The 21,108-nt window shown below is 68.7% G+C and carries 17 protein-coding genes; 1 reads left to right on the forward strand and 16 read right to left on the reverse strand.

All coding sequences use genetic code 11. The features are described from left to right. Window positions 1-20: 20 nt before the first annotated feature. From H536_RS0119185 to H536_RS0119220, 8 genes are all read right to left on the reverse strand, one after another. On the reverse strand, window positions 21-1,130 hold the full coding sequence (locus H536_RS0119185) for an FAD-dependent oxidoreductase (protein ID WP_244495465.1): 1,110 nt from the start codon (window positions 1,128-1,130) through the stop codon (window positions 21-23). A gap of 2 nt (window positions 1,131-1,132) precedes the next feature. Next, window positions 1,133-2,818, reverse strand: a complete 1,686-nt coding sequence (gene recN / locus H536_RS0119190) for a DNA repair protein RecN (protein WP_024351989.1) — start codon at window positions 2,816-2,818, stop codon at window positions 1,133-1,135. A 242-nt stretch (window positions 2,819-3,060) separates the two neighbouring features. Further along, window positions 3,061-3,942 (reverse strand): outer membrane protein assembly factor BamD, encoded by an 882-nt coding sequence (locus H536_RS0119195; RefSeq protein WP_024351990.1) that lies wholly within the window; start codon window positions 3,940-3,942, stop codon window positions 3,061-3,063. Window positions 3,943-4,119: 177 nt separating this feature from the next. Beyond that, window positions 4,120-5,058, reverse strand: coding sequence for a UDP-3-O-acyl-N-acetylglucosamine deacetylase (gene lpxC / locus H536_RS0119200; protein ID WP_035695237.1), 939 nt, complete (start codon window positions 5,056-5,058; stop codon window positions 4,120-4,122). A 320-nt stretch (window positions 5,059-5,378) separates the two neighbouring features. Further along, a complete protein-coding gene (gene ftsZ, locus H536_RS0119205; protein WP_024351992.1) occupies window positions 5,379-6,947 on the reverse strand; it encodes a cell division protein FtsZ in 1,569 nt (522 codons plus the stop codon). Between the two features lie 127 nt (window positions 6,948-7,074). After that, entirely contained in the window at window positions 7,075-8,400 is a 1,326-nt protein-coding gene (ftsA, locus tag H536_RS0119210; protein WP_024351993.1) for a cell division protein FtsA, read from the reverse strand. Then, window positions 8,397-9,332 (reverse strand): cell division protein FtsQ/DivIB, encoded by a 936-nt coding sequence (locus tag H536_RS0119215; RefSeq protein WP_024351994.1) that lies wholly within the window; start codon window positions 9,330-9,332, stop codon window positions 8,397-8,399. Before H536_RS0119215 ends, ftsA begins: the two co-directional genes overlap by 4 nt. Further along, window positions 9,320-10,243 (reverse strand): D-alanine--D-alanine ligase, encoded by a 924-nt coding sequence (locus H536_RS0119220; RefSeq protein WP_024351995.1) that lies wholly within the window; start codon window positions 10,241-10,243, stop codon window positions 9,320-9,322. The genes H536_RS0119215 and H536_RS0119220 overlap by 13 nt, the downstream gene beginning before the upstream one ends. A 223-nt stretch (window positions 10,244-10,466) precedes the next feature. On the opposite strand from H536_RS0119220, the gene H536_RS0119225 reads away from it, so the two are divergent. After that, window positions 10,467-10,664 (forward strand): hypothetical protein, encoded by a 198-nt coding sequence (locus H536_RS0119225; RefSeq protein ID WP_024351996.1) that lies wholly within the window; start codon window positions 10,467-10,469, stop codon window positions 10,662-10,664. Between the two features lie 53 nt (window positions 10,665-10,717). Here the strand turns inward: H536_RS0119225 and murB are convergent, their stop codons facing one another. From murB to H536_RS0119265, 8 genes are all read right to left on the reverse strand, one after another. Then, window positions 10,718-11,674: a UDP-N-acetylmuramate dehydrogenase gene (murB, locus tag H536_RS0119230; protein ID WP_029703701.1), complete on the reverse strand. Its 957-nt coding sequence runs from the start codon at window positions 11,672-11,674 to the stop codon at window positions 10,718-10,720. Further along, window positions 11,674-13,101, reverse strand: a complete 1,428-nt coding sequence (gene murC, locus H536_RS0119235) for a UDP-N-acetylmuramate--L-alanine ligase (RefSeq protein ID WP_024351998.1) — start codon at window positions 13,099-13,101, stop codon at window positions 11,674-11,676. Before murC ends, murB begins: the two co-directional genes overlap by 1 nt. Before the next feature lie 28 nt (window positions 13,102-13,129). Then, on the reverse strand, window positions 13,130-14,236 hold the full coding sequence (gene murG, locus H536_RS0119240) for an undecaprenyldiphospho-muramoylpentapeptide beta-N-acetylglucosaminyltransferase (RefSeq protein WP_024351999.1): 1,107 nt from the start codon (window positions 14,234-14,236) through the stop codon (window positions 13,130-13,132). A gap of 103 nt (window positions 14,237-14,339) precedes the next feature. Further along, window positions 14,340-15,497, reverse strand: coding sequence for a putative lipid II flippase FtsW (gene ftsW / locus H536_RS0119245; RefSeq protein WP_024352000.1), 1,158 nt, complete (start codon window positions 15,495-15,497; stop codon window positions 14,340-14,342). Window positions 15,498-15,499: 2 nt separating this feature from the next. Next, window positions 15,500-16,918 carry a UDP-N-acetylmuramoyl-L-alanine--D-glutamate ligase gene (murD, locus tag H536_RS0119250; protein WP_024352001.1) on the reverse strand — a complete coding sequence of 473 codons (1,419 nt, stop codon included), beginning with the start codon at window positions 16,916-16,918 and terminating at the stop codon, window positions 15,500-15,502. Window positions 16,919-16,921: 3 nt separating this feature from the next. After that, entirely contained in the window at window positions 16,922-18,004 is a 1,083-nt protein-coding gene (mraY, locus tag H536_RS0119255; protein WP_024352002.1) for a phospho-N-acetylmuramoyl-pentapeptide-transferase, read from the reverse strand. Beyond that, a complete protein-coding gene (locus H536_RS0119260; RefSeq protein WP_024352003.1) occupies window positions 18,004-19,515 on the reverse strand; it encodes a UDP-N-acetylmuramoylalanyl-D-glutamyl-2,6-diaminopimelate--D-alanyl-D-alanine ligase in 1,512 nt (503 codons plus the stop codon). The genes mraY and H536_RS0119260 overlap by 1 nt, the downstream gene beginning before the upstream one ends. Beyond that, complete coding sequence (locus H536_RS0119265) at window positions 19,512-20,960, reverse strand: UDP-N-acetylmuramoyl-L-alanyl-D-glutamate--2,6-diaminopimelate ligase (RefSeq protein WP_024352004.1); 1,449 nt, start codon at window positions 20,958-20,960, stop codon at window positions 19,512-19,514. Before H536_RS0119265 ends, H536_RS0119260 begins: the two co-directional genes overlap by 4 nt. Window positions 20,961-21,108: the final 148 nt, after the last annotated feature.

Genomic DNA, 21,108 nt, shown 5'->3' on the forward strand with positions numbered 1-21,108 from the left:
CCTGCTGTTTGTCCGGCCCGTCATAGCCATTCGGGCTGCGGCAGGTCGAGGCCGAGAATGCGGTCCGCGATCCGCCCGCGCAGCCATGGGGTCCACGCCGCCAGCGGCATCAGATAGCGCATCGCCAGGAGCGCGGCAGGCGGCGGCGCCGCGATGAAGTCGGTGCCCCTGCGAGTCGCCTCCATGACGGAGCGCACGGAGGGCAGCCGACGCATCTCGTATTCGGTTTCGCGCGCCTCGCTGGCCAGGAAGGCCAGGGTCGCCGCGTCCCAGATGCCGAGATTCATGCCGCGCCCGCCGACCGGCGAATGGACATGGGCGGCATCGCCGGCGAGGAACACCCGGCCCTTGGCCATGCGCTCGGCATGGCGGAAGCTGACATGGAAGCGTGAGGCCCAGGTCACGGATTCGATGCCGGGCACATTGCCGATCAGCGCTTCGGTCGACGGCGCGATGCCGACATAGCGGCCGCGCCGGGCGCCCAGCGGCAGCATGGCGACGGCGCCGCCGGGATCGGCCGATCCGCTGCGCAGATCGATGCGTCCGACAGCGGGATCGACCGGCTTGTCGAAGACCACGTCGGCCAGCGCGAACTCCGCCGGATAGCCCGCGCCGCTCCACGGAATGCCGACATCCTCGCGCACCGCCGAATGGGCGCCGTCGGCGCCGACGACGATGTCCGCCGGGACAATCTCACCGGTAGAGAGGGTGACACGCGGCGCGTGGGTGTCGGCGACCGTGTGGAAGGCGACGCCCCATTCAACATCGACGTCATGGGCGGCCAGCCATGCGATCATCAGCCGCTCGGTGCGCCCCTGCGGCAGGGTCAGGATGAAGGGATGCGCCGTATGCGCCGGCGCCGCGATCATCTCGAACAGCCGCTTGCCGTTGTCGGCGACGGCCATGCGCGAGATCCGGTTGCCCTCGGCCAGCAGGCGATCGGTGATGCCCGAGGCCGCGAGGATGTCGAGCGTGCGCGGCAAGACGCCGAGCGCCCGCGACTGGTCCTCCGGCGTCGGCCCCTCGCCGGCATCGACGATGCGCGGCGCAAAGCCCCGGCGGCGAAACTCGACCGCGGCGGCCAGTCCGACCGGCCCGGCGCCTGCGATCAGGACGCGGCGGGCCGTCACGCTCAAGCCCCCGCGCCGATGAGCCGGGCGGCGGCGGCGCGGGCCTCGTCTGTCACCGTCTCGCCGGCCAGCATGCGGGCGATCTCTTCGCGGCGGCCATCTTCGCCGATGGGCGCGACGCGGGTGGCCACGCGGTCCTCGCCGGAGGCGGCGCTGCCCTTGGAAATCAGGAGATGGGTCGTGGCGCGCGCGGCAACCTGCGGGGCATGGGTGACGGCGAGCACCTGCACGTTGCGCCCCAGCCGGCCGAGACGGCGGCCGATGGCGTCGGCCACGGCGCCGCCAACGCCGGTGTCGATCTCGTCGAAGACCAGTGTCGGCGCCGAGCCGCGATCGGCCAGCGCCACCTTGAGCGCCAAGAGGAAGCGCGACAGCTCGCCGCCCGAGGCGACCTTCATCATCGAGCCGGCGCGGGTGCCGGGGTTGGTCTGGACGTAGAATTCGATCTGGTCGATGCCGGCGGCGGACGGGCTTTCGGGGTCGCTCGTCTGTTCGACGAGGAAGGTCGCGCGGTCGAGCTTCAGATCCGGCAGTTCGGCCATCACCGCGCCTTCCAGGAGCCGCGCGGTGGTACGGCGCTTCTCCGACAGTTCGGCGGCGGCGCGGTCGAAACGCTGACGCTTTTCGGCCAGTTCGGCCTCCAGCTTGCCCATCCGCTCCTCGCCGGCATCGAGATCCGCCAGGTCGCCGATCATCCGGGCGGTGAGTTCCGGCAGATCGTCGACCGGCACCGAATATTTGCGGCCAGCCGCGCGCAGCGCGAACAGCCGTTCCTCGGTCTCCTCCAATGCCCGCGGATCGAACTCCAGCGAGCGCAGCGCCGTCTGCAGCGCCATCTGCGCGTCGGACAGCGCGTCGAGCGCCGTGTCCAGCCGGTCGATCGGCTCGTCCTGAAGGCCGGGCAGCTCGTCGCGCTTGCGGTCGAGCCGCTTCAGGAGGCCGGCGAGCTGCGGGATCGGCGAGGACGAACCGGACAGCTCCTCATGGGCGTCGTTGACGTCGGTGGCGATCTTCTCGGACCGCATCATCACCTGCCGCCGCTCGGCCAGTTCCTCCTCCTCGCCGGCGATCGGTGCCAGGTCGGAGAGTTCGTCGACCGAAGAACGCAGATAGTCCGCCTCGCGGGCCGCCGCCTCGACGCGGGCGCGGTGGGTGCGCAGCTCGTGCTCGGTGGCGCGCCAGTCGGCATGGGCGCGGGCGACGAAGGCCGCCTCCTGCTGCAGCCCGCCATACTGGTCGAGCAGCGTGCGGTGGGCCTGCGGGTCGATCAGCGCGCGGTCGTCGTGCTGGCCGTGGATCTCGACCAGCGCCTGGCCGACGCTGCGCATCAGGGAGACGCTGGCGGGACGGTCGTTGATGAAGCCGCGGGTGCGGCCGTCGGCGGTCTGGATGCGGCGCAGGATCAGGTCGCCTTCGCTGAGATCCTGCTCGTCGAAACCGTTGTCGAGGAGGATCGCCCGTACGCCGGCGCCGGACGGCAGGTCGAAGGCCGCCGTCACCTCGCCCTGCTTGGCGCCATGGCGCACCAGGCCGCCATCGCCGCGCCCGCCGAGGGCGAGCGACAGCGAGTCGAGCAGGATCGACTTGCCCGCGCCGGTCTCGCCCGTGAGCACGGAGAGACCCTCGTCGAGGGCAATGTCGAGCCGTTCGATGAGAACGATGTCGCGGATCGAAAGATGAACGAGCATGACCGGGATCGTCGGTACTGAACCGCCACCGAAATGGCAATGGCTCGTCAAGATAGTGCGGATCGGAGCCAAGCGCACCGGCAATCGGCGAAAACCGCCGGAGCCGTCACCGCGTCCGTGCGCGCGGCCTGCCGCGCCTGCCCGGCGACCTGATGACGCAGGCCCCGCAGCCCGGCGGGACGCATGCCCGCCTCAAGCGTCGTCAGGAATGCGGACCGGGACGGACCCCGGCCCGGTCTGTCTCAGGCGCCGGTGATCTTGCGCGCCGCCACGCCGAACCACGACGTCGCACTGCCTTCACGCGGCGACAGGCCGTTGGTCTGCAGGAGCTGGTAGGAATCGCGGTACCACTGCGAATCCGGGAAGTTCTGGCCGAGCACCGATGCCGCCGCCTGCGCCTCGCGGGTCAGCCCCATGGCGTAATAGGCTTCGGTCAGGCGGGCCAGCGCCTCTTCCACGTGCCGGCTGTCTGAATAGACGTCGACGACGTTCTTGAAGCGGTTGATCGCCGCGACGTATTCGCGCCGCTCCAGATAGTACCGGCCGACCTGCATCTCCTTGCCGGCGAGCTGGTCGCGGGCAATGCGCAGCTTGGCGCGCGCGTCATCGGCATATTCGGAATCGGGGTATTTCTCGAACACCTCGCGCATGGCCGCAGCCGCGCGGGCCGCTTCCTTCTGGTCGCGGGTGACGTCCGGGATCTGGCGGTAATAGGCCAGGCCCATGATGTACTGGGCGTAGGCCGCCTCCTCGCTGCCGGGATACAGCGACAGGTAACGCTTGGAGGAGTTGATCGCCGTGTCGTAGTCGCCGCTGCGATAGCTGGCGAAGGCGCTCATCACCAGCGCCTTGCGGGCCCATTCCGAATAGGGATGCTGGCGGTCGATCGCCTCGAACTTCTTGGACGCCTCGCTGAGACGGCCGCCTTCGAGATTGGCGAGACCCTGATTGTACAGGACGTCCGGCGGATCGGTCTGGGCGGCGAGCGCAAGCGCCTCGACGTCGCTGGTGTCCGAACTCATGCAGCCCGACAGGCCGGCGGATGCGAGACCCAGCGCCAGAGCGCCGGTGAGTTTCGCCACCCGCAGTCGGCGCAAGGCCGGATGGTCGTGCGGATTGCTCATTCGTGCTGATCCCCCTGCTTTCAAAAGCCCGGCTGTCTTACGCCGCGCCTTCGTCGTCAGCAACGCTCAAGCCGGTTCAACCCGTCTTTTTTGTGACGCAGCGTCCCGATCAAGCGCACGTCATCGTGTGCGACACCGGTTTTGTCGACCGGACGAGGCGGTTGCGTAATGCTGATGTCAGAGAGTCTGCGGACCGTAGGCGGGCGCCGCGACGGCGACCAGCGGCGCATGACGGACCGGATCGACCCGGCGCGACGGTGCCTCGACGATCTCGTAGGCCCGGCGGTCGGCAAGAAGCGCCTGCAGCGCGAGACCGTTGAGCTTGTGGCCGCCGCGATAGGAGCGGTAGCAGCCGAGCACGCGGGCACCGGCCAGCGCTTGGTCACCCACCGCGTCCAGCGCCTTGTGGCGGACGAATTCGTCGTGGTAGCGCAGGCCGTCCGGATTGATCACCCGGCCGTCGTCGCCGATGACCACGGAATTGTCGAGCGAGGAGCCCAGCGCAGATCCGGCGGCCCACAGGCGCTCGACATCCTTCATGAAGCCGAAGGTGCGGGCGCGGGACAGATCGCGGGCGAAGCGCTCGGCGGTGAGATCCGCCTTGTAGACCTGCCGGCCGATGGCCGGGGTGGCGAAGTCGATCTCGATCTCGAAGCGGGTGCCGTTGTGCGGCAGATATTCGGCGCGGGCGCCGTTCATCTCGACCGAGACGGGCTTCAGGACGCGCACATAGCGGGCCCGGGCCGACTGGCCGACGACGTCGGCCTCGCGGATGCCCTTGATGAAGGCGGCGGCACAGCCGTCCATGATCGGCGTCTCATGCGCATCGAGCTGCACGACGACATTGTCGACGCCCATGGCGTAGAGCGCTGCCATCAGATGTTCGATCGTCGCGACATGGGCGCCGCGCGGATCGCCGACGACGGTCGCCAGATCCATCGGCGCGGCATTGCCGGTCACGGCCTTGATCTCGTGCAGGTAGCCCTGCTTGTCGCACAGGTGGAAGACGATGCCGGTGTTGACCTCGGCCGGAAGCAGGGTGAGCTGGACCGGGAGACCGCTATGGACGCCAATGCCCTCGAAATAGACCCTGGATCCAATTGTCTGCTGGAACATTCGCACTATCGGCAACCTTTCCCGCCAGCATCGGCGCGGTGCTCCGCGTCTCAGATACCGGCATCCCCGCTCGGGAGCTTCGTCGTCAGTGCTGGCCCGCCCCCTCTCCCCCTTCGGAGGAATCGGGCCATCCCGCACTCTGCAATTCGTGACAAATTCCCTAGAACGAACAGGCCCTTCGACAAAATCACGGTTCGTTACCCGTTGTTACCGCCGGAACGGGGCCGAAAACACGAATGCCAGTGATTTCATACGCTTGTCGTGAAAAAGGCCCGCCGAACGTGCCGGCGGGCCTTGTGTCAAACCTGCAACGTTGACGGTCAGTTCGCCTGACGACGCAGGAAGGCAGGGATTTCGAGCTGGTCTTCCTCGCTGACGGCGCGCGGCTGCGGGGCCGGACGGGCCGCCGATTCCGCCGCCTGACGACGCGGTGCGTAGGGGTTCGGCTCGACCACGGCGCGGCGCGGCTGCTCGGCCGGCGCATGACGTGCCTCGTGCGGTGCGGCCTCGTCCTCCTCGCGGCGCGACAGGCCGGTCGTCAGGCGACGCAGCAGGCCCATCGGGCCCCGCTCGTCATGGGCGTCGGCCGCCGCACGGCTCTCGATCTCGGCCCGCACGTTCGGCGGGAAGTCCTCGACCTGGGGCATGCGCGGTGCCGCTGCACGCGGTGCCGGCTCGGCGGCCGGGCTGACCTGGGCGATCTCGGCCTCGAGGGCGGCGGTGAAGTCGTCCTCCATCTCGGCCTGGGGCGCCGGAGCGGCTTCGGCATGGACCGGAGCTTCCTGGACGGGGGCAGCGGCCGGAGCCGGCTGCTGGGCCGCCGGACGCACGGCCGCGGCCTGCGTTTCGGGCAGCGCACGCGGTGCCGGGGCCGCCGTCGGACGGACCTGGTAGGCGGCGGTGTGCTCGGCCGCTTCCATTTCCGCCTTATCGATGCCGGTGGCCACGACCGACACGCGGATCACGCCTTCCAGGTTCTCGTCGAAGGTCGCGCCGAGAATGATGTTGGCGTCGTGGTCGACTTCCTCGCGGATGCGGGTCGCCGCCTCGTCCACCTCGAACAGGGTCAGGTCACGGCCGCCGGTGATCGAGATCAACAGGCCGCGGGCGCCCTTCATCGAGGTCTCGTCGAGCAGCGGGTTGGCGATCGCCGCCTCGGCGGCGGCCATGGCGCGGCCCTCGCCCGACGCTTCGCCGGTGCCCATCATCGCCTTGCCCATCTCGCGCATCACCGAACGCACGTCGGCGAAGTCGAGGTTGATCAGGCCTTCCTTGACCATCAGGTCGGTGATGCAGGCGACGCCCGAATACAGCACCTGGTCGGCCATGCCGAAGGCATCGGCGAAGGTGGTCTTGTCGTTGGCGATCCGGAACAGGTTCTGGTTCGGAATGACGATCAGCGTGTCGACGTTCTTCTGCAGTTCCTCGATGCCCTGGTCGGCAATGCGCAGACGACGCTGGCCCTCGAAGTGGAACGGCTTGGTGACCACGCCGACCGTGAGGATGCCCTTTTCGCGCGCCGCACGGGCAACGACGGGAGCCGCACCGGTGCCGGTGCCGCCGCCCATGCCGGCGGTGACGAAGCACATGTGCGAGCCCAGGAGGTGATCGCAGATCTCGTCGATGGATTCCTCGGCGGCGGCGCTGCCGACTTCCGGCTGCGAGCCGGCGCCCAGCCCCTCGGTGACGGCGACGCCCATCTGGATGATGCGTTCGGCGCGCGAGGAGCGCAGGGCCTGCGCGTCGGTGTTCGCGATGACGAACTCGACGCCTTCTAGCCCGGCATTGATCATGTTGTTGACCGCGTTGCAGCCACCGCCGCCGACGCCGAAGACGGTGATGCGGGGCTTCAGCTCGGTGATGTCGGGCTTCTTCAGGGTAACGCTCATGGTTCGATCCTCTTTCACGCAGTTCTGGCCGGTTCGCCGCGCGGCCGTTCGTTGGTGACTCTTCAGCGGCGCGCGGCGCGCACCGATCTCGTTGTTCGCCCGGCCGTCCGCGCGGCCGGGTGCGTTGTCAAAGGCTGCGTCTCAGCCAGGATCCGATCCGGCCGGCGCGGGTGTTCTCGTTGAAGGCGACCGTCGCGATGGACGGCGCCGAGACGTTCTCGCGGTGGGCGACCTGCGGGTAGATCAGCAGGCCGACGGCCGTCGCGAAGGCCGGGCCCTTGCTCGACGGATTCAGTCCCGACACGCCCATCGGCCGGCCGAGCCGGACGTTGCGCTGCAGGATGGTGCGGGCCGTGTCGCCGAGACCGGCCAGCTGGCTGGCACCGCCGGTCAGGACGATGCGCTTGCCGATGACATGGCCGAGGCCGGACGAGGCCAGCCGGTCGCGAACCAACTCCAGCGTCTCCTCGACGCGCGGCCGGATGATCCGGGCGACCAGCGAGCGGGCCACGGTGACCTGCGCGTCGTGGCCGTCCTCGCCGAGGGCGGCGACCTGCACGGTCTCGCCATCCTGCATCAGCTCGGTCAGCGTGCAGCCATGCATGACCTTCAGCCGTTCGGCGTTGGCCAGCGGAATGGACAGGCCGCGGGCCAGATCCATGGTGATGTGCCGGCCGCCCATGGCGACCTGGTCTGCATAGACGAAGCGACCGTTCTGGAAGATCGCGATGGTGGTCGCACCGCCGCCCATGTCGATGCAGGCCGAGCCCATGGCGGCCTCGTCCTCGACGAGGGTCGACAGCGCGCTGGCATAGGGCGTGGCGACGAAGGCCTCGACCATCAGCTGGGCGCGGTTGACCACCGCCTCGAGATTGCGCAGCGGCGTTTCCTCGGCCGACAGGACATGCATCGAGGCGCCGAGCCGCGAGCCGGTCATGCCGACCGGATTGTCGAGCCCGCCCTCGCCGTCCAGCGCCAGGTCGTAGGCCATGGAATGCAGCGCGACGCGGCGCTCGTCGAGCGGCACGCGGGCGGCCATGCCGAGGACGCGCTCGACGTCCATCTTGTCGATCTCGCCGGACGTCGCGAACTCGGCCGATCCGCTGTGGCTCTTCAGCCGCCCGGCGGTGACCGAGACGATCAGGGATTCGATGGTCAGGCCGGCCATCCGCTCGGCGGCATCGACGCACAGCCGGATCGACTGCTCGGCCGCGTCGAGGTCGACGACGACGCCGGACTTGATGCCGTGCGAACGCTGGTGACCGACGCCGATGACCTCGATCGTATGGGTGCGGCCGGGCAGCATCTCGCTGGCCAGGCGCGGCTTCAGGCGCGCGATCAGGCAGGAGATCTTTTCCGAGCCCACGTCGAGCACCGAGATGATCCGGGCGCGGCGCTTCGGCAATGCCTTGATGCGGGGCAATTCGTCCCCGCCGCGATTGAACAGACTCATACCGGCTTGTCCTTCCGGCTACGCTTGATGAGCTTCTCGCGCTCTTCGAGGGCCGCGTTCCGGCGCACCAGGGCGTCGGGAGTGAGCTTGACGACCATGCGATCGGACAGCCGCATGTCGACGGAGACGATGTCCCGCGACAGAAGTCCGTTCTCCCGATCCATTCTCGCTACCTCGGCCAATGCTTCTACCGGCTGGTCTTCGGGCAACAGGACGGACAGGCCGTTCTCCAGTCGCAGATCCCACCGGCGGTCTCCGACGCGAACATACGCCTTGACCCTTGCGCGAAGCTCGGGAAGCACTTCCATTTCATCGATCAGGGCGGCGGCATGGGTTGCCGCGCCGGCGCCGACGACAATGGGCAGCGCGGCGAAACGGCCGGGCACGAAGGGGACGATTTCCTGCCCCTCGCGATTGACCACGACGAATTCCCGGCCCTTCTGCCAGACCGCATAGGGGCGGTGCTCGGAGATGCCGATCTTGACGCGGCCGGGGAAGATCTTGGCGACCGAGGCGCGGTCGATCCAGGGCATCGCCTCCAGCGTCTCGCGGGCCGCGGACGGGTCGAGCGAGATCAGGCTCTGGGAGCCGGTCTGCCACAGCGCCTGCAGAACGTCGATTTCCGAAGTCTCGGCATTGCCGACAACGTCGATGTCCTCGATCGCGAAGCCCAGCGGCTGGGCGACGGAATCGACCACGGTGACCGTATGGCCGCCCTGGACGACGCCGTAGACGACCGATGCGCCGACGACGACGGCCGCCAGGCTCCCGAAGCGCGGCAGCGGCAGATGCGCCACGTCGCCGGCGAGCGCCGAGATCCGGCGGCCGAAGCGCGCGGTGCGCAGCATCAGCCGGCCGGCGGCACCCGGCCGCGGGTCGTCGTGGTGATCATGATAGGCCCCGTAGGGGCGCTGGGCGGTCATCGGCGACATGAGGCATCCTCCACCATCCAGCTGAGAAGTTCGGGGAAGCTGTGACCGGACGCGGCGGCGATGTCGGGCACCAGCGAGGTCTCGGTCATGCCCGGCTGGGTGTTGACCTCCAGCCAGACCACCTCGCCGCCCGGACCGAAGCGGTCGTCATAGCGAAAGTCGGAGCGCGACACGCCGCGGCAGCCGAGCGCCGCATGGGCGGCCAGCGACCAGCCCTGGATCTTGCGCGCGACATCCTTGGGCAGGTCGGCCGGCACGATGTGGCTCGAACCGCCGGGCACATATTTGGAATCGTAATCGTAGAAGGCGTGGCCCTCGGTGACGATCTCGCAGACCTCCAGCGCCACGTCGCCCATCACTGCGCAGGTGAGCTCGCGACCGGCGATGAAGCGCTCGATCATCACGATGTCGCCATAGGGCCAGTCGTCGCCATAGAGCTGCTGCGGCGGATGCGGCTGGTCCTCGCGGACGATCAGCACGCCGAAGCTCGAGCCCTCGGCCACCGGCTTGATGACGTAGGGCGTCGGCAGGACGTGGCTTTCGGCCGCATCGAGGCGGTGGCGGAGCTTGGCTTCGGCCACCGGCACCCCGGCCGCCTTGGCGACGATCTTGGCCCGTTCCTTGTGCATGGCCAGCGCCGAGGCCAGCACGCCGGAATGGGTGTAGGGAATTTCCAGATATTCGAGAATGCCCTGGATGGTGCCGTCCTCGCCAAAGGGCCCATGCAGCGCATTGAAGGCGACGTCCGGGCGCAGGTGGGCCAGGGTCTCCGCAACGTTCCGGTCGACATCCACTGTCGTGACGGTGTAGCCGGCGGTCTCGAGCGCAGCCGCGCAGGCCTTGCCGGAGGCAAGGCTCACAGGCCGCTCCGACGAAAACCCTCCCATCAAGACTGCTACATGCTTGCCCATAGAACCCGATCCATCCTCAAAACGAGGGTATCGGCCATTCATCGCAGCCAGATGGTTAAGCGCGGGTTAAGGCACTCGCGCTAAATCAAGAAAATCGTAACGTTGCCACAATGGGGGTGGCAGATATCGGGTCTGGGGTTCTGTTCAATTTGCGTTCGCAGACAGCCGGTCCGTTAACGAATTGTCGATCATCTCCATGGTCGTGACCGTCAGGAGACATGCGATGTCGAACGATCTGCATGATGCCGTAGAGGAAGTCGTGATCCGCGCCAAGCAGGAGCGGACGGTGCTGACGCTGGCCGACGCCGCAAGGCAGATCGCCATCGCCAGGGGTGATACCGACCGCCGCGGGGACGGCGATCTGATGCTCGCCCTGATGAAGGAATCGGCCCGCCGGGGCGTGGCCATGCGCTTCAACTGAGACGCCGCGAAAGATCGAAAGCCCGCGCGGCGCACTGAACTGGCACTTGGGCGTCAGTTGCCGAGAAACGGCTCCACCACGGCGCCGTCGCGGAAGCGGCCGAGCCGCTTGATCTCCCATTCGAGCCGGATGCCCGAATTCTCCAGCACCCGGGCGCGCACCGTCTCGCCGAGGCACTCCAGATCGTAGGCCGTGGCCGACGCGTCGTTGATCATGAAGTTGCAGTGCAGCTCGGACATATGCGCGCCGCCGACGCGAAGCCCGCGGCAGCCGGCCTTGTCGACTTCCTTCCAGGCGGAAGTGCCGGCCGGGTTCTTGAAGGTCGAGCCGCCGGTCTTCTCGCGGATCGGCTGCACCGTCTCACGGTGATGCTGGACCTCGTCCATCTTCGCGCGGATCTCGGCCTCCCCGGCCGGATAGCCCTCGAAGACCGCCGAGGTGAAGATCAGGTCGCGCGATGCCGCCGAATGGCGATAGGCGTAGCCCATCTCCTCATTGGTGAGGACATGCACCGCACCCTTGCGATCCAGCGCCCGCACCTCGACGACCCGTTCGCAGGTCTCGACGCCGTTGGCCCCGGCATTCATGCGCAGGGCGCCGCCGATGGCGCCGGGAATGCCGTGGTAGAAATGAAAGCCGCCAAGCCCCGCCTCGAGCGCCGCCGCGGCCAGCCGCTTGTCGGGCAGCGCGGTGCCGGCGCGCAGGGTGCGCTCGCCGATGCGCTCGACCTGGCCGAAGCCCTTGGCGGACAGGCGGATCACCACGCCCGGCACGCCGCCGTCGCGCACCAGGAGGTTCGAGCCGATCCCGACGACGAGCACCGGGATCTCCTCGGGCAGCGCCGCGAGGAAGGTCGCCAGATCCGCCTCGTCGGCCGGCTGGAACAGAAGCTCGGCCGGACCGCCGGCGCGGAACCAGGTGATCTTGTCCATGCCGGCATCCGGCGTCAGCCGTCCCCGGACACCCTCCAGCCTGTCGCCGAGGGAGGCCAGCAGATCCGCACCCGCCATCAGGCCGAGGCCCGGCCGTTGTTCGCGGCCAGCGCTTCCAGATCCTTCGGCAGGGCATAGGCCCATTGCGAGATCGAGCCGGCGCCGAGGCAGACCACCATGTCGCCGGGCTCGGCCAGATTGTGGATCAGCGGCGCGAGTTCTTCCGGCCCGTCGATCAGGCGCGCGTCGCGATGGCCGCCGAGCTTCAGCCGCTCGACCAGGATCTCGGAGCTGACGAAGTCGATCGGCTCCTCGCCGGCCGCATAGACCGGCGCGATGATCACCGTGTCGGCGTCGTTGAAGCAAGCGGCGAAATCGGCGAACAGCGCCTGCAGACGGCTGTAGCGGTGCGGCTGGACCACCGCGATGACCCGGCCGCTGGCCGACGAGCGCGCCGCCGACAGCGCGGCCCGGATCTCCACCGGATGGTGGCCGTAATCGTCGTAGATGGCGACCTCGCCGACGACGCCGGTCAGGGTGAAGCGCCGCTTGACGCCGCCGAAGCCGGCGAGGCCCTTGCGAATGGCGTCGCCCGAGATGTTCAGGCGGTGCGCCACGGCGATCGCGGCGGTGGCGTTGGAGACGTTGTGGCGGCCCGGCATCGGCAGGACGAGGCCGTCGATGCGCTCGGTCGTGCCCTTCACCCGGTCGCGGATCGAGATGTCGAAATGCGACTTTCCGGCGGTGAAGCTGACATTCTCGAAGCGCACGTCGGCCTGCAGATTCTCGCCATAGGTGATGATGCGGCGATCCTCGATGCGCGAGACGAGCGCCTGCACTTCCGGGTGGTCGAGGCACATCACGCCGAAGCCGTAGAAGGGCACGTTCTCGACGAAGGCGCAGAACGCCTCGCGGACCTTGTCGAAGGTGCCGTAATGGTCGAGATGCTCGGGATCGATATTGGTCACGACGGCGATATCGGCCGGCAGCTTCAGGAAGGTGCCGTCGGATTCGTCGGCCTCGACGACCATCCACTCGCCCTCGCCCATGCGGGCGTTGGTGCCATAGGCGTTGATGATGCCGCCATTGACCACGGTCGGGTCGAGATCGCCGGCATCCAGGAGGGTCGCGACCATCGAGGTGGTCGTCGTCTTGCCATGGGTGCCGCCGATGGCGATGGCATGGCGAAAGCGCATCAACTCGGCCAGCATCTCGGCGCGGCGCACGATCGGCAGCAGCCGCTCGCGGGCGGCGGCGAGCTCGGGGTTGCTGCGCTTGATCGCGGTGGAGACGACGACGACCTCTGCCTGGCCGAGATTTTCGGCGGAATGGCCGACGAAGATCTTCACGCCCAGTTCGCGCAGGCGCTGGACATTGGCGTTCTCGCCCTGGTCGGAGCCCTGGACGTTATAGCCGAGATTGACCAGCACCTCGGCGATGCCGCTCATCCCGATGCCGCCGATCCCGATAAAGTGGACCGGTCCGATGTTCGGCGGCATCTTCATGACCGCATCCCCCTGATTTCATGTGTGTTCAGCTTGGTTTCACGGCCTGCGGCATAGACTCAACAAGGTCGGCAAGCAACTCCGCCGCATCCGGTATCCCCGTCGCACGCGCCGCTGCGGCCATCGCCGCGGCCTTGGCCGGGTCGTCGGCGATGCCGGCGATCAGCCCGGCGAGGCGCTCGGGCGTCAGCTGCGCCTGCGGCTCGACCAGCGCCCCGCCCTCGGCCTCGAGCCGCGCTGCATTGGCGGCCTGGTCGTGGTCGAGCGCATAGGGATAGGGCACGAGGATCGCCGGCCGGCCGACCACCGCGATTTCCGACACCGTCGAGGCGCCGGAGCGGCTGATCACCAGATGCGCCGCGCCGATCCGCTCGGCCATGTCGGAGAAGAACGGCGCGACCGTCGCGGGAATGCCCTCGGCTTCGTAGAAGCGCCGCACGGTCTCCTCGTCCTCGGCCCGCGCCTGCTGGGTGACGACCAGCCGCCGGCGCAGCGCCTCGGGCAGATGGGCGATCGCCTTGGGCATGACCTGCGAGAAGAACTGGGCACCCTGGCTGCCGCCGAAGACGACGAGGTTGAACGGCGCGTCGGCCTCGGCCGGCTTGTAGGCCTGGCGCGCCGCGAGGATCACCGCCGGGCGTACCGGATTGCCGGTGACGGTGATCTTGCTGGCGATGGCCGGGTCGGCCTTGCCTTGCGGGATGCCGGCGGCGATGCGGTCGACCCGCGGCGCCAGGAACTTGTTCGCCCGGCCCATCACGGCGTTCTGCTCGTGGATCATGGTCGGGCGTCCGGCGCGCTGCGCCGCCATCAGCGGCGGCACGGTCGGATAGCCGCCGAAGCCGACGACCACCGCCGGGCGGATCTCGCGGATCAGCGCGCCGGCCTCGCGGAAGCCGCGCCACAGGGTCCACAGCGCCGAGAACACCTTGACCGGGTTCTTCGAGGCGAAGGTCGCCGAGCGGACGCGGTGGATCTCCTTGACCGGAAACCGGTCGGCGAAGCGGCCGGCACGGTCGTCCGTGACGAGATGGACGTCGTGGCCGCGCGCGACGAGTTCGTGCGCCAGGGCCTCGGCCGGAAACAGATGGCCGCCCGTGCCGCCGGCGGAAAGCAGGATCGTGGTCATGGTCAGGCGATATCCATGCGGGCCGCGGGACGCAAGCGCGCGCCGCGACGGGCTGTCATGCACCGACGGCCTCTCAGGGCACGGCGGCGTTTGTATGGCCGAAGCCGTGTCAGGCGGGGCTGTGCATCTGCCAGGTCCGCTCCAGAAGCCGGTCGGTATGCGAGCGGTTTTCGGGGCGCCGGCGGGTCAGCGCCAGGATGAAGCCGGCAGACACCGCTACGGCCAGCATCGACGAGCCACCGTAGGAGATGAAGGGCAGCGTCATGCCCTTGGCCGGCATCAGCTGCAGGTTCACCGCCATGTTGATGATCGACTGCAGGCCGAACAGCAGGACCAGCCCGGCGATCGCCAAGCGGTTGAAGACGTCGCGCTGGACCAGCGCCACCTGCAGGCCGCGGATCACGATGAAGGCGAAGATCGCCGCCAGCAGCGCGCAGGTGACGATGCCGAATTCCTCGGCCAGCACGGAGAAGGCGAAGTCGGTGTGGCTGTCGGGCAGCATCCGCTTGACGGTGCCCTCGCCCGGTCCCTGCCCAAGCCAGCCGCCGCGCATGATCGCCTCGCGGGCGGTGTCGGTCTGGAAGGTGTCGCCCTCGCCGGTGAGGAAGCGATCGATGCGGCTCGCCACATGCGGGAAGGCGAGATAGGCCAGGAGCGCGCCGCCGGCGCCGATGCCGCCGAGAACGGCGATCCACAGCCAGGACAGGCCGGCCATGAAGAACAGCCCGCCCCAGGCGCCGGCGACCAGGATGGTCTGGCCGAGATCGGGCTGGGCGACGAGCAGCGCCACCGCCACCAGCAGCAGGATCAGCGCGAAGAGATTGCCGGGGATCTCGGCGCGGCGCTGGTTCTCGGCGAACAGCCAGGCGCAGATCACCACGAAGGCCGGCTTCATGAATTCCGACGGCTGCAGGTTGAGCGGGCCGAGGTCGATCCAGCGGCGGGCGCCCTTGATCTCCGTGCCGAAGAACAGCGCCATCACCATCAGCGCCATGGAGACGGCGAGCATGATAAGCGCGGTGCGGCGCACGCCCCGCGGGCTGAGCAGCGAACAGGCGAACATCACCAGCGCCGAGGGGATCAGGAAGACCGCGTGCCGCTTTACGAAGTGGAAGGGCTCGAGCCCGATGCGCTCGGCGACGGGCGGGCTGGCCGCGAAGGACAGGACCAAACCGCCGACCAGCAGCGTCAGGAACGCCGCCAGGAACCAGCGATCGACGCCCCACCACCAGTCACTGATCACACCACGCTTGATCCGGCTCGTCATCGTCATCCCTTCCGGATCATCGCCATGTCCGGCAGCTTGCGTACCGCGTCGCGGAAGGCGTCGCCCCGAACCTCGAAATTGCGGAACTGGTCGAAGCTGGCACAGGCCGGCGACAGGAGGACGACCGCCTCCGCCTCCGCCCCCTCGCCCTGCGCTGCCGCGTCCGCCGCCGCATCGGCCGCCGCGCGTTCCACCGCGACCTCCAGCGTACCGGAAATTTCGTAAGGAATTCGTTTACCAAGCGTGGCGGCAAAGGACGGCGCCGCCTCGCCGATCAGATAGGCCTTGGCGATCCGCGGGAAGAACGGCGACAGCGAACCGATGCCGCCCTCTTTGGGCAGGCCGCCGGCGATCCAGTGGATTCGCGGAAAGGCCGCCAGAGCCGGCGCCGCGGCCTCGGCATTGGTCGCCTTGGAATCGTTGACGAACAGCACGGGGCCGGCCCGGCCGACCTCTTCCATGCGGTGCGCCAGCCCGGGGAAGCTCTCGAGGCCTGCGGCGATCTCCTCATCGGACAGGCCCAGCGCGGTGAAGACGGCGACCGCCGCAGCGGCGTTCTGGCCGTTGTGGCGACCGCGCAACGACCCGATTTCGGACAGGTCGAAGCTCGCCTCGGGGCGGCCCTCCATGCGCCGGTGCAGCACCCGGCCGTCGAAGCCGACCCCGGCATCGAGCCCGTCGGTCTGCGAGATCCGCACGACGGTGTGGCCTTCCGATTCCAGTTCGTCGGCGATCTGGCGGCAATGGGGGTCGTCGACGCCGACAATGGCAAGCTGCGAGCCCGCCACCAGCCGTGCCTTGACCGCCGCGTAGCTGCTCATCGAGCCGTGGCGGTCGAGATGGTCCGGCGTCAGGTTGAGCAAGAGCCCGATCGACGGCTCGATCGTCGGCGCGAGGTCGATCTGATAGGACGAGCACTCAACGACGTAGTGGCGCTCGGGCGCCGGCGGCGCGAGGGTCATAACCGCGACGCCGATATTGCCGCCGAGCTGCACGTCGCGCCCGGCATGAGCGAGGCAATGGGCGATCAGCGCCGTCGTCGTCGACTTGCCGTTAGTGCCGGTGATGGCGACGAAGGGCGCCGTCGGCGCCAGCGACCGGCGCTCGCGGCAGAACAGCTCGATGTCGCCAATCACCTCGACGTCGGCCGCATAGGCCAGAGCGACAGTCCAGTGCGGCCGCGGATGGGTCAGCGGCACGCCCGGCGACAGCACCAGCGCGGCAAAGTGCGACCAATCCACCGAGGCCAGATCGACGGTCGGGATGCCCTCGGCGATCGCCGCCTCGACGCTGGCCGGGTTGTCGTCCCATGCCGCAACCTCGGCGCCGCCCTCCTGCAAGGCGCGTGCGGTCGCCCGGCCCGAGCCCCCCAGCCCGAACAGCGCCACCGACTTGCCAGAGAATGCGCGCGCCGGGATCATCACTTACCTCAGCTTCAGGGTCGACAGGCCGACGAAGGCTAGCATGAAGGCGATGATCCAGAAGCGGATCACGACCTGGCTCTCGGTCCAGCCGAGCTTTTCGAAATGGTGGTGGATGGGCGCCATCAGGAAGACCCGCCGCCCGGTCAGCTTGAACCAACCGACCTGGATGATCACCGACAGCGCCTCGATGACGAACAGGCCGCCGATGATGGCGAGGACGATCTCGTGCTTGGTGGCGACGGCAACCGTGCCGGTCATGCCGCCCAGCGCCAGCGAGCCGGTGTCGCCCATGAAGATGGCAGCCGGCGGAGCATTAAACCACAGGAAGCCGAGTCCCGCGCCGATCACCGCGCCGCAGATCGGCGCCAGCTCGCCGGTGCCGGCGACATAGTGGATCTGCAGGTAGTTGGCGAAGTTCACATTGCCGGCGACATAGGCGATCAGGCCGAAGGCGCCGGCGGCGATCATGATCGGCACGATCGCCAGGCCGTCGAGACCGTCGGTCAGGTTCACGGCATTGGCCGCGCCGACGACGACGAAGGCGGCGAAGCCGACATAGAACCAGCCGAGATTGAGGAGGATTTCCTTGACGAAAGGAAACGCCAGCGAGGTCGCGAAATCGCCGGTGCCGGCATAGATGATCAGCACCGCCGCGACGCCGGCGATCAGGAACTCCAGCGCCAACCGCATCTTACCGGAAAAGCCCTTGTCGCTCTGCTTGGTTACCTTGAGATAGTCGTCGTAGAAGCCGATCGAGCCGAAGCCGAGCGTCACCAGCAGCACCGTCCAGACATAGAGATTGCGTAGGTCCGCCCACAGCAGCGTCGCCGTCAAGAAGCCGGTCAGCATCATCAGGCCGCCCATGGTCGGCGTGCCGGCCTTCTTGAAATGTGTCTGCGGTCCGTCGGCGCGGATCGGCTGGCCGCGGCCCTGGCGCACGCGCAGATTGGCGATCACGACGGGGCCGAACAGAAAGACGACGAGGAAGCCGGTAATCATCGCCGCCCCGGTGCGGAAGGTGATGTACCGGAAGACGTTGAACAGCGGAAAATCGGCACCGAACTGGCCGAGATAGGCAATCATTAAGCGGCTCCCGCTGGGTCTGTATCGTCCGCCGGCGGTTCGGCCGGGGACATGGCGTCGCGGGAGGAGGTCTCCGGCGCGTCGGTGGCGGCCGCCTTGGGCGGATAGAGGGCGAGGAGCCTGTCGACCAGCGGCGAGAAGCCGATGCTCTTGGACGCCTTGACCATGACGACGTCGCCGGTGCGCATGGTCTTCAGCAGGCTGTCCAGCAATTCGCCGGCATTCTCGTGCCATTCGCGGCGCACGCGCGATTCCAGCACGTCGTCGAGCGCCTTCATCTCGTCGCCGGCCAGGAAGACAAGGTCGACGCCGGCCGCCTCGATGGATTCGACCAGGCCGGCATGCAGGCTTGGGGCCTTGTCGCCGAGTTCCAGCATGTCGCCGAGGACGGCGATGCGGCGACCGCCCTCGCCCGGTTGCGCGGCGCTTAGCACGTCGAGCGCGGCGCGCATGGAGGCCGGGTTGGCGTTGTAGCTCTCGTCGATCAGCTCGACATGGCCGCCGGCCGGCATCGGCAGGAGGTCGCGCCCGCCGCGTCCCTTGACGGCGCGCCAGTCCTTCAGCGCGTCGGCGACCCGGTGAAGGTCGGCATGGGCCAGCGACGCCGCGCCGAGGACGGCGAGGACGTTCTGCGCCATGTGGCGGCCGCGGGAGGTCAGTTCGACGTGCACCGTGTCGCCGCCGATATCGGCCTCCATCACCGAATGTTCGCCGGTCGGCGCGAAGCACAGGAGCCGGAAATCGGCGCCGGCACTTTCGCCGAAGGTGCGGATCTCGGTGACGCCGGCCTTGCGGGCCATGGTCGCCAGCGGGCCGCATTGCGGATCGTCGGCGTTGAGGATGGCGGTGCCGTCGCTGACCAGCCCCTCGAAGATCTCGGCCTTTGCCTCGGCGATCTCGTCGAGGTCGCGGAAATGGCCGAGATGGGCCGGCGCGATCAGGGTGATGATCGCCAGATGCGGGCGCACCAGCTTGACCAGCGGCCGGATCTCGCCGGGATGGTTCATGCCGATCTCGAAGATGGCGAAGCGCGCGTCGCGCGGCAGGCGGGCGAGGCTCAGCGGCACGCCCCAGTGATTGTTGAAGGAGGCGGCGCTCGCATGGACCTTGCCCTCGGCGGCCAGGCCATGGCGCAGGGCCTCCTTGGTGGTGGTCTTGCCGACGCTGCCGGTCACGGCGACGATGGTCGCCTTGGAGCGCGCCCGCGCGGCTTCCGCCAGCCGCGACATCGCCTTCAGGACGTCGTCGACGATCAGCAGCGGCGACTGCACCCGGCCGAGCGCCGGCAGCTTCTGCTCGGAAACGACATGCAGCGCCGCGCCCGCCTTGGTCGCGGCGGTCAGAAAATCATGGCCGTCGAAGCGGTCGCCTTGAATGGCGAAGAAGGCGTCGCCCGCCTCCAGCGTCCGCGTATCGATGGAGATGCCTGAGATCGTCGCCGGGAGATCGCCGAGCGGACGGGCATGCATCGCCGCCGCCATGGCGTCGACGTCCCACAGTGCTTCGTTCATCGGGCCGCCTCCGTGAGTGCTGCGCGGACCTCTTCATGGTCGCTGAAATGATGGGTGACGCCGGCAACCGTCTGGCCGACTTCGTGGCCCTTGCCGGCGATCACCACTGTGTCGCCGGTGCGCGCGCTCGCGACGGCCTCGCGGATCGCGGCGCGCCGGTCGCCGATCTCGCGGGCGCCATTGGCCGCGGCCATGATCTCGGCGCGGATCGCCGCGGGCTCCTCGGAACGCGGATTGTCGTCGGTGACGATGACGATGTCGGCGAGGCGCGCGGCGATCTCGCCCATCATCGGCCGCTTGGCCCGGTCGCGGTCCCCGCCACAGCCGATCACCACGAGGACGCGGCCCGTCGTGAACGGCCGCACGGCCGCCAGCACGTTCTCCAGCGCCTCGGGCTTGTGCGCGTAGTCGACGAAGACCGGCGCGCCGTCCGCCGTGGTGCCGGCAAGGTCGAGCCGTCCGGCGGCGCCCTTCAGATGCTCCAGCGCCGCCAGCGCATCGGCGGTCGCAACCCCGGTCGAAATGGCGAGACCGGCGGCGACGAGGGCATTGGCCATCTGGAACTCGCCGGCCAGCGGCAGCACCACCCGGTGGATGCGGCCCTCGGCCTCGATCTCGGCGATCTGGCGCTGGCGCTCCAGTTCGAGCCGCTTCAGCGTCAGGTAATTGCCGCCGCGACCGACGGTCATCACCTTCGCGCCGACGCTCGTCGCCACCTCGATGGCGCGGCCCGACCAGCGGTCGTCGGCGAAGATCACCGCCGGGGCGCCCTTCGGCAGCAGCGTCGTGAACAGCCGCATCTTGGCGGTGAAATAGGATTCGATGTCCGGATGATAGTCGAGATGGTCGTGGCCGAGATTGCTGAAGGCGGCCGCCGCCAGCTGCACGCCATCGAGCCGGCGCTGGTCGATGCCGTGGCTCGACGCCTCCATGGCTGCATGGGTGACGCCCTCGCCGGCCAGTTCCGCCATCAGGCGCATCAGCGCGATCGGATCAGGAGTGGTCAGCGAGCCATATTCGTCGCGGCTCGGCGAGACGACACCGGTGGTGCCGACCGAGGCGGCGGCGAGGCCGCAGCGCGCCCAGATCTGGCGGGTGAAGGTGGCGATGGAGGTCTTGCCGGCCGTCCCGGTGATGGCGACCACATGCTCCGGCTGGGCGCCATGGAAGCGCGCGGCCATCAGGGCGATCGCCCGGCGCGGATCGGCGGCGCGCAAGACCGGCAGCGTGGTGTCGATCGCGGCCCCCTCGCCGGCCAGAATCGCGGCGGCGCCGCGCGCCTCGGCGTCGGCAACGAAGCGCGCCCCGTCGGCGCGGCTTCCGGCCAAAGCGGCGAACAGGAAGCCGGCACCGGTCTCGCGCGAGTCGACGCACAGGCCGGCGATGTCCGGATCGGACGTCGTCTGCCCCGTGGCAAGATCCTCAGCGAGTTGGGAAAGCTTCATTAACCATGTTCCGAGCTGGACCGAAAAGCCGGCGCATAGCCCGCCGGCCCGTCGGTCTTCTATAGGCAAGCGCCCGTCCGGTGAAGCGCACATCTCGCTGCGGCCCGACGCTTCGGTCCGGCTGTGGCTTTCCTGCGGCAGCGGTCCC

Origin of the sequence: Aurantimonas coralicida DSM 14790 (assembly GCF_000421645.1) — a bacterium.
In the GTDB taxonomy this organism is placed as follows: domain Bacteria; phylum Pseudomonadota; class Alphaproteobacteria; order Rhizobiales; family Rhizobiaceae; genus Aurantimonas; species Aurantimonas coralicida.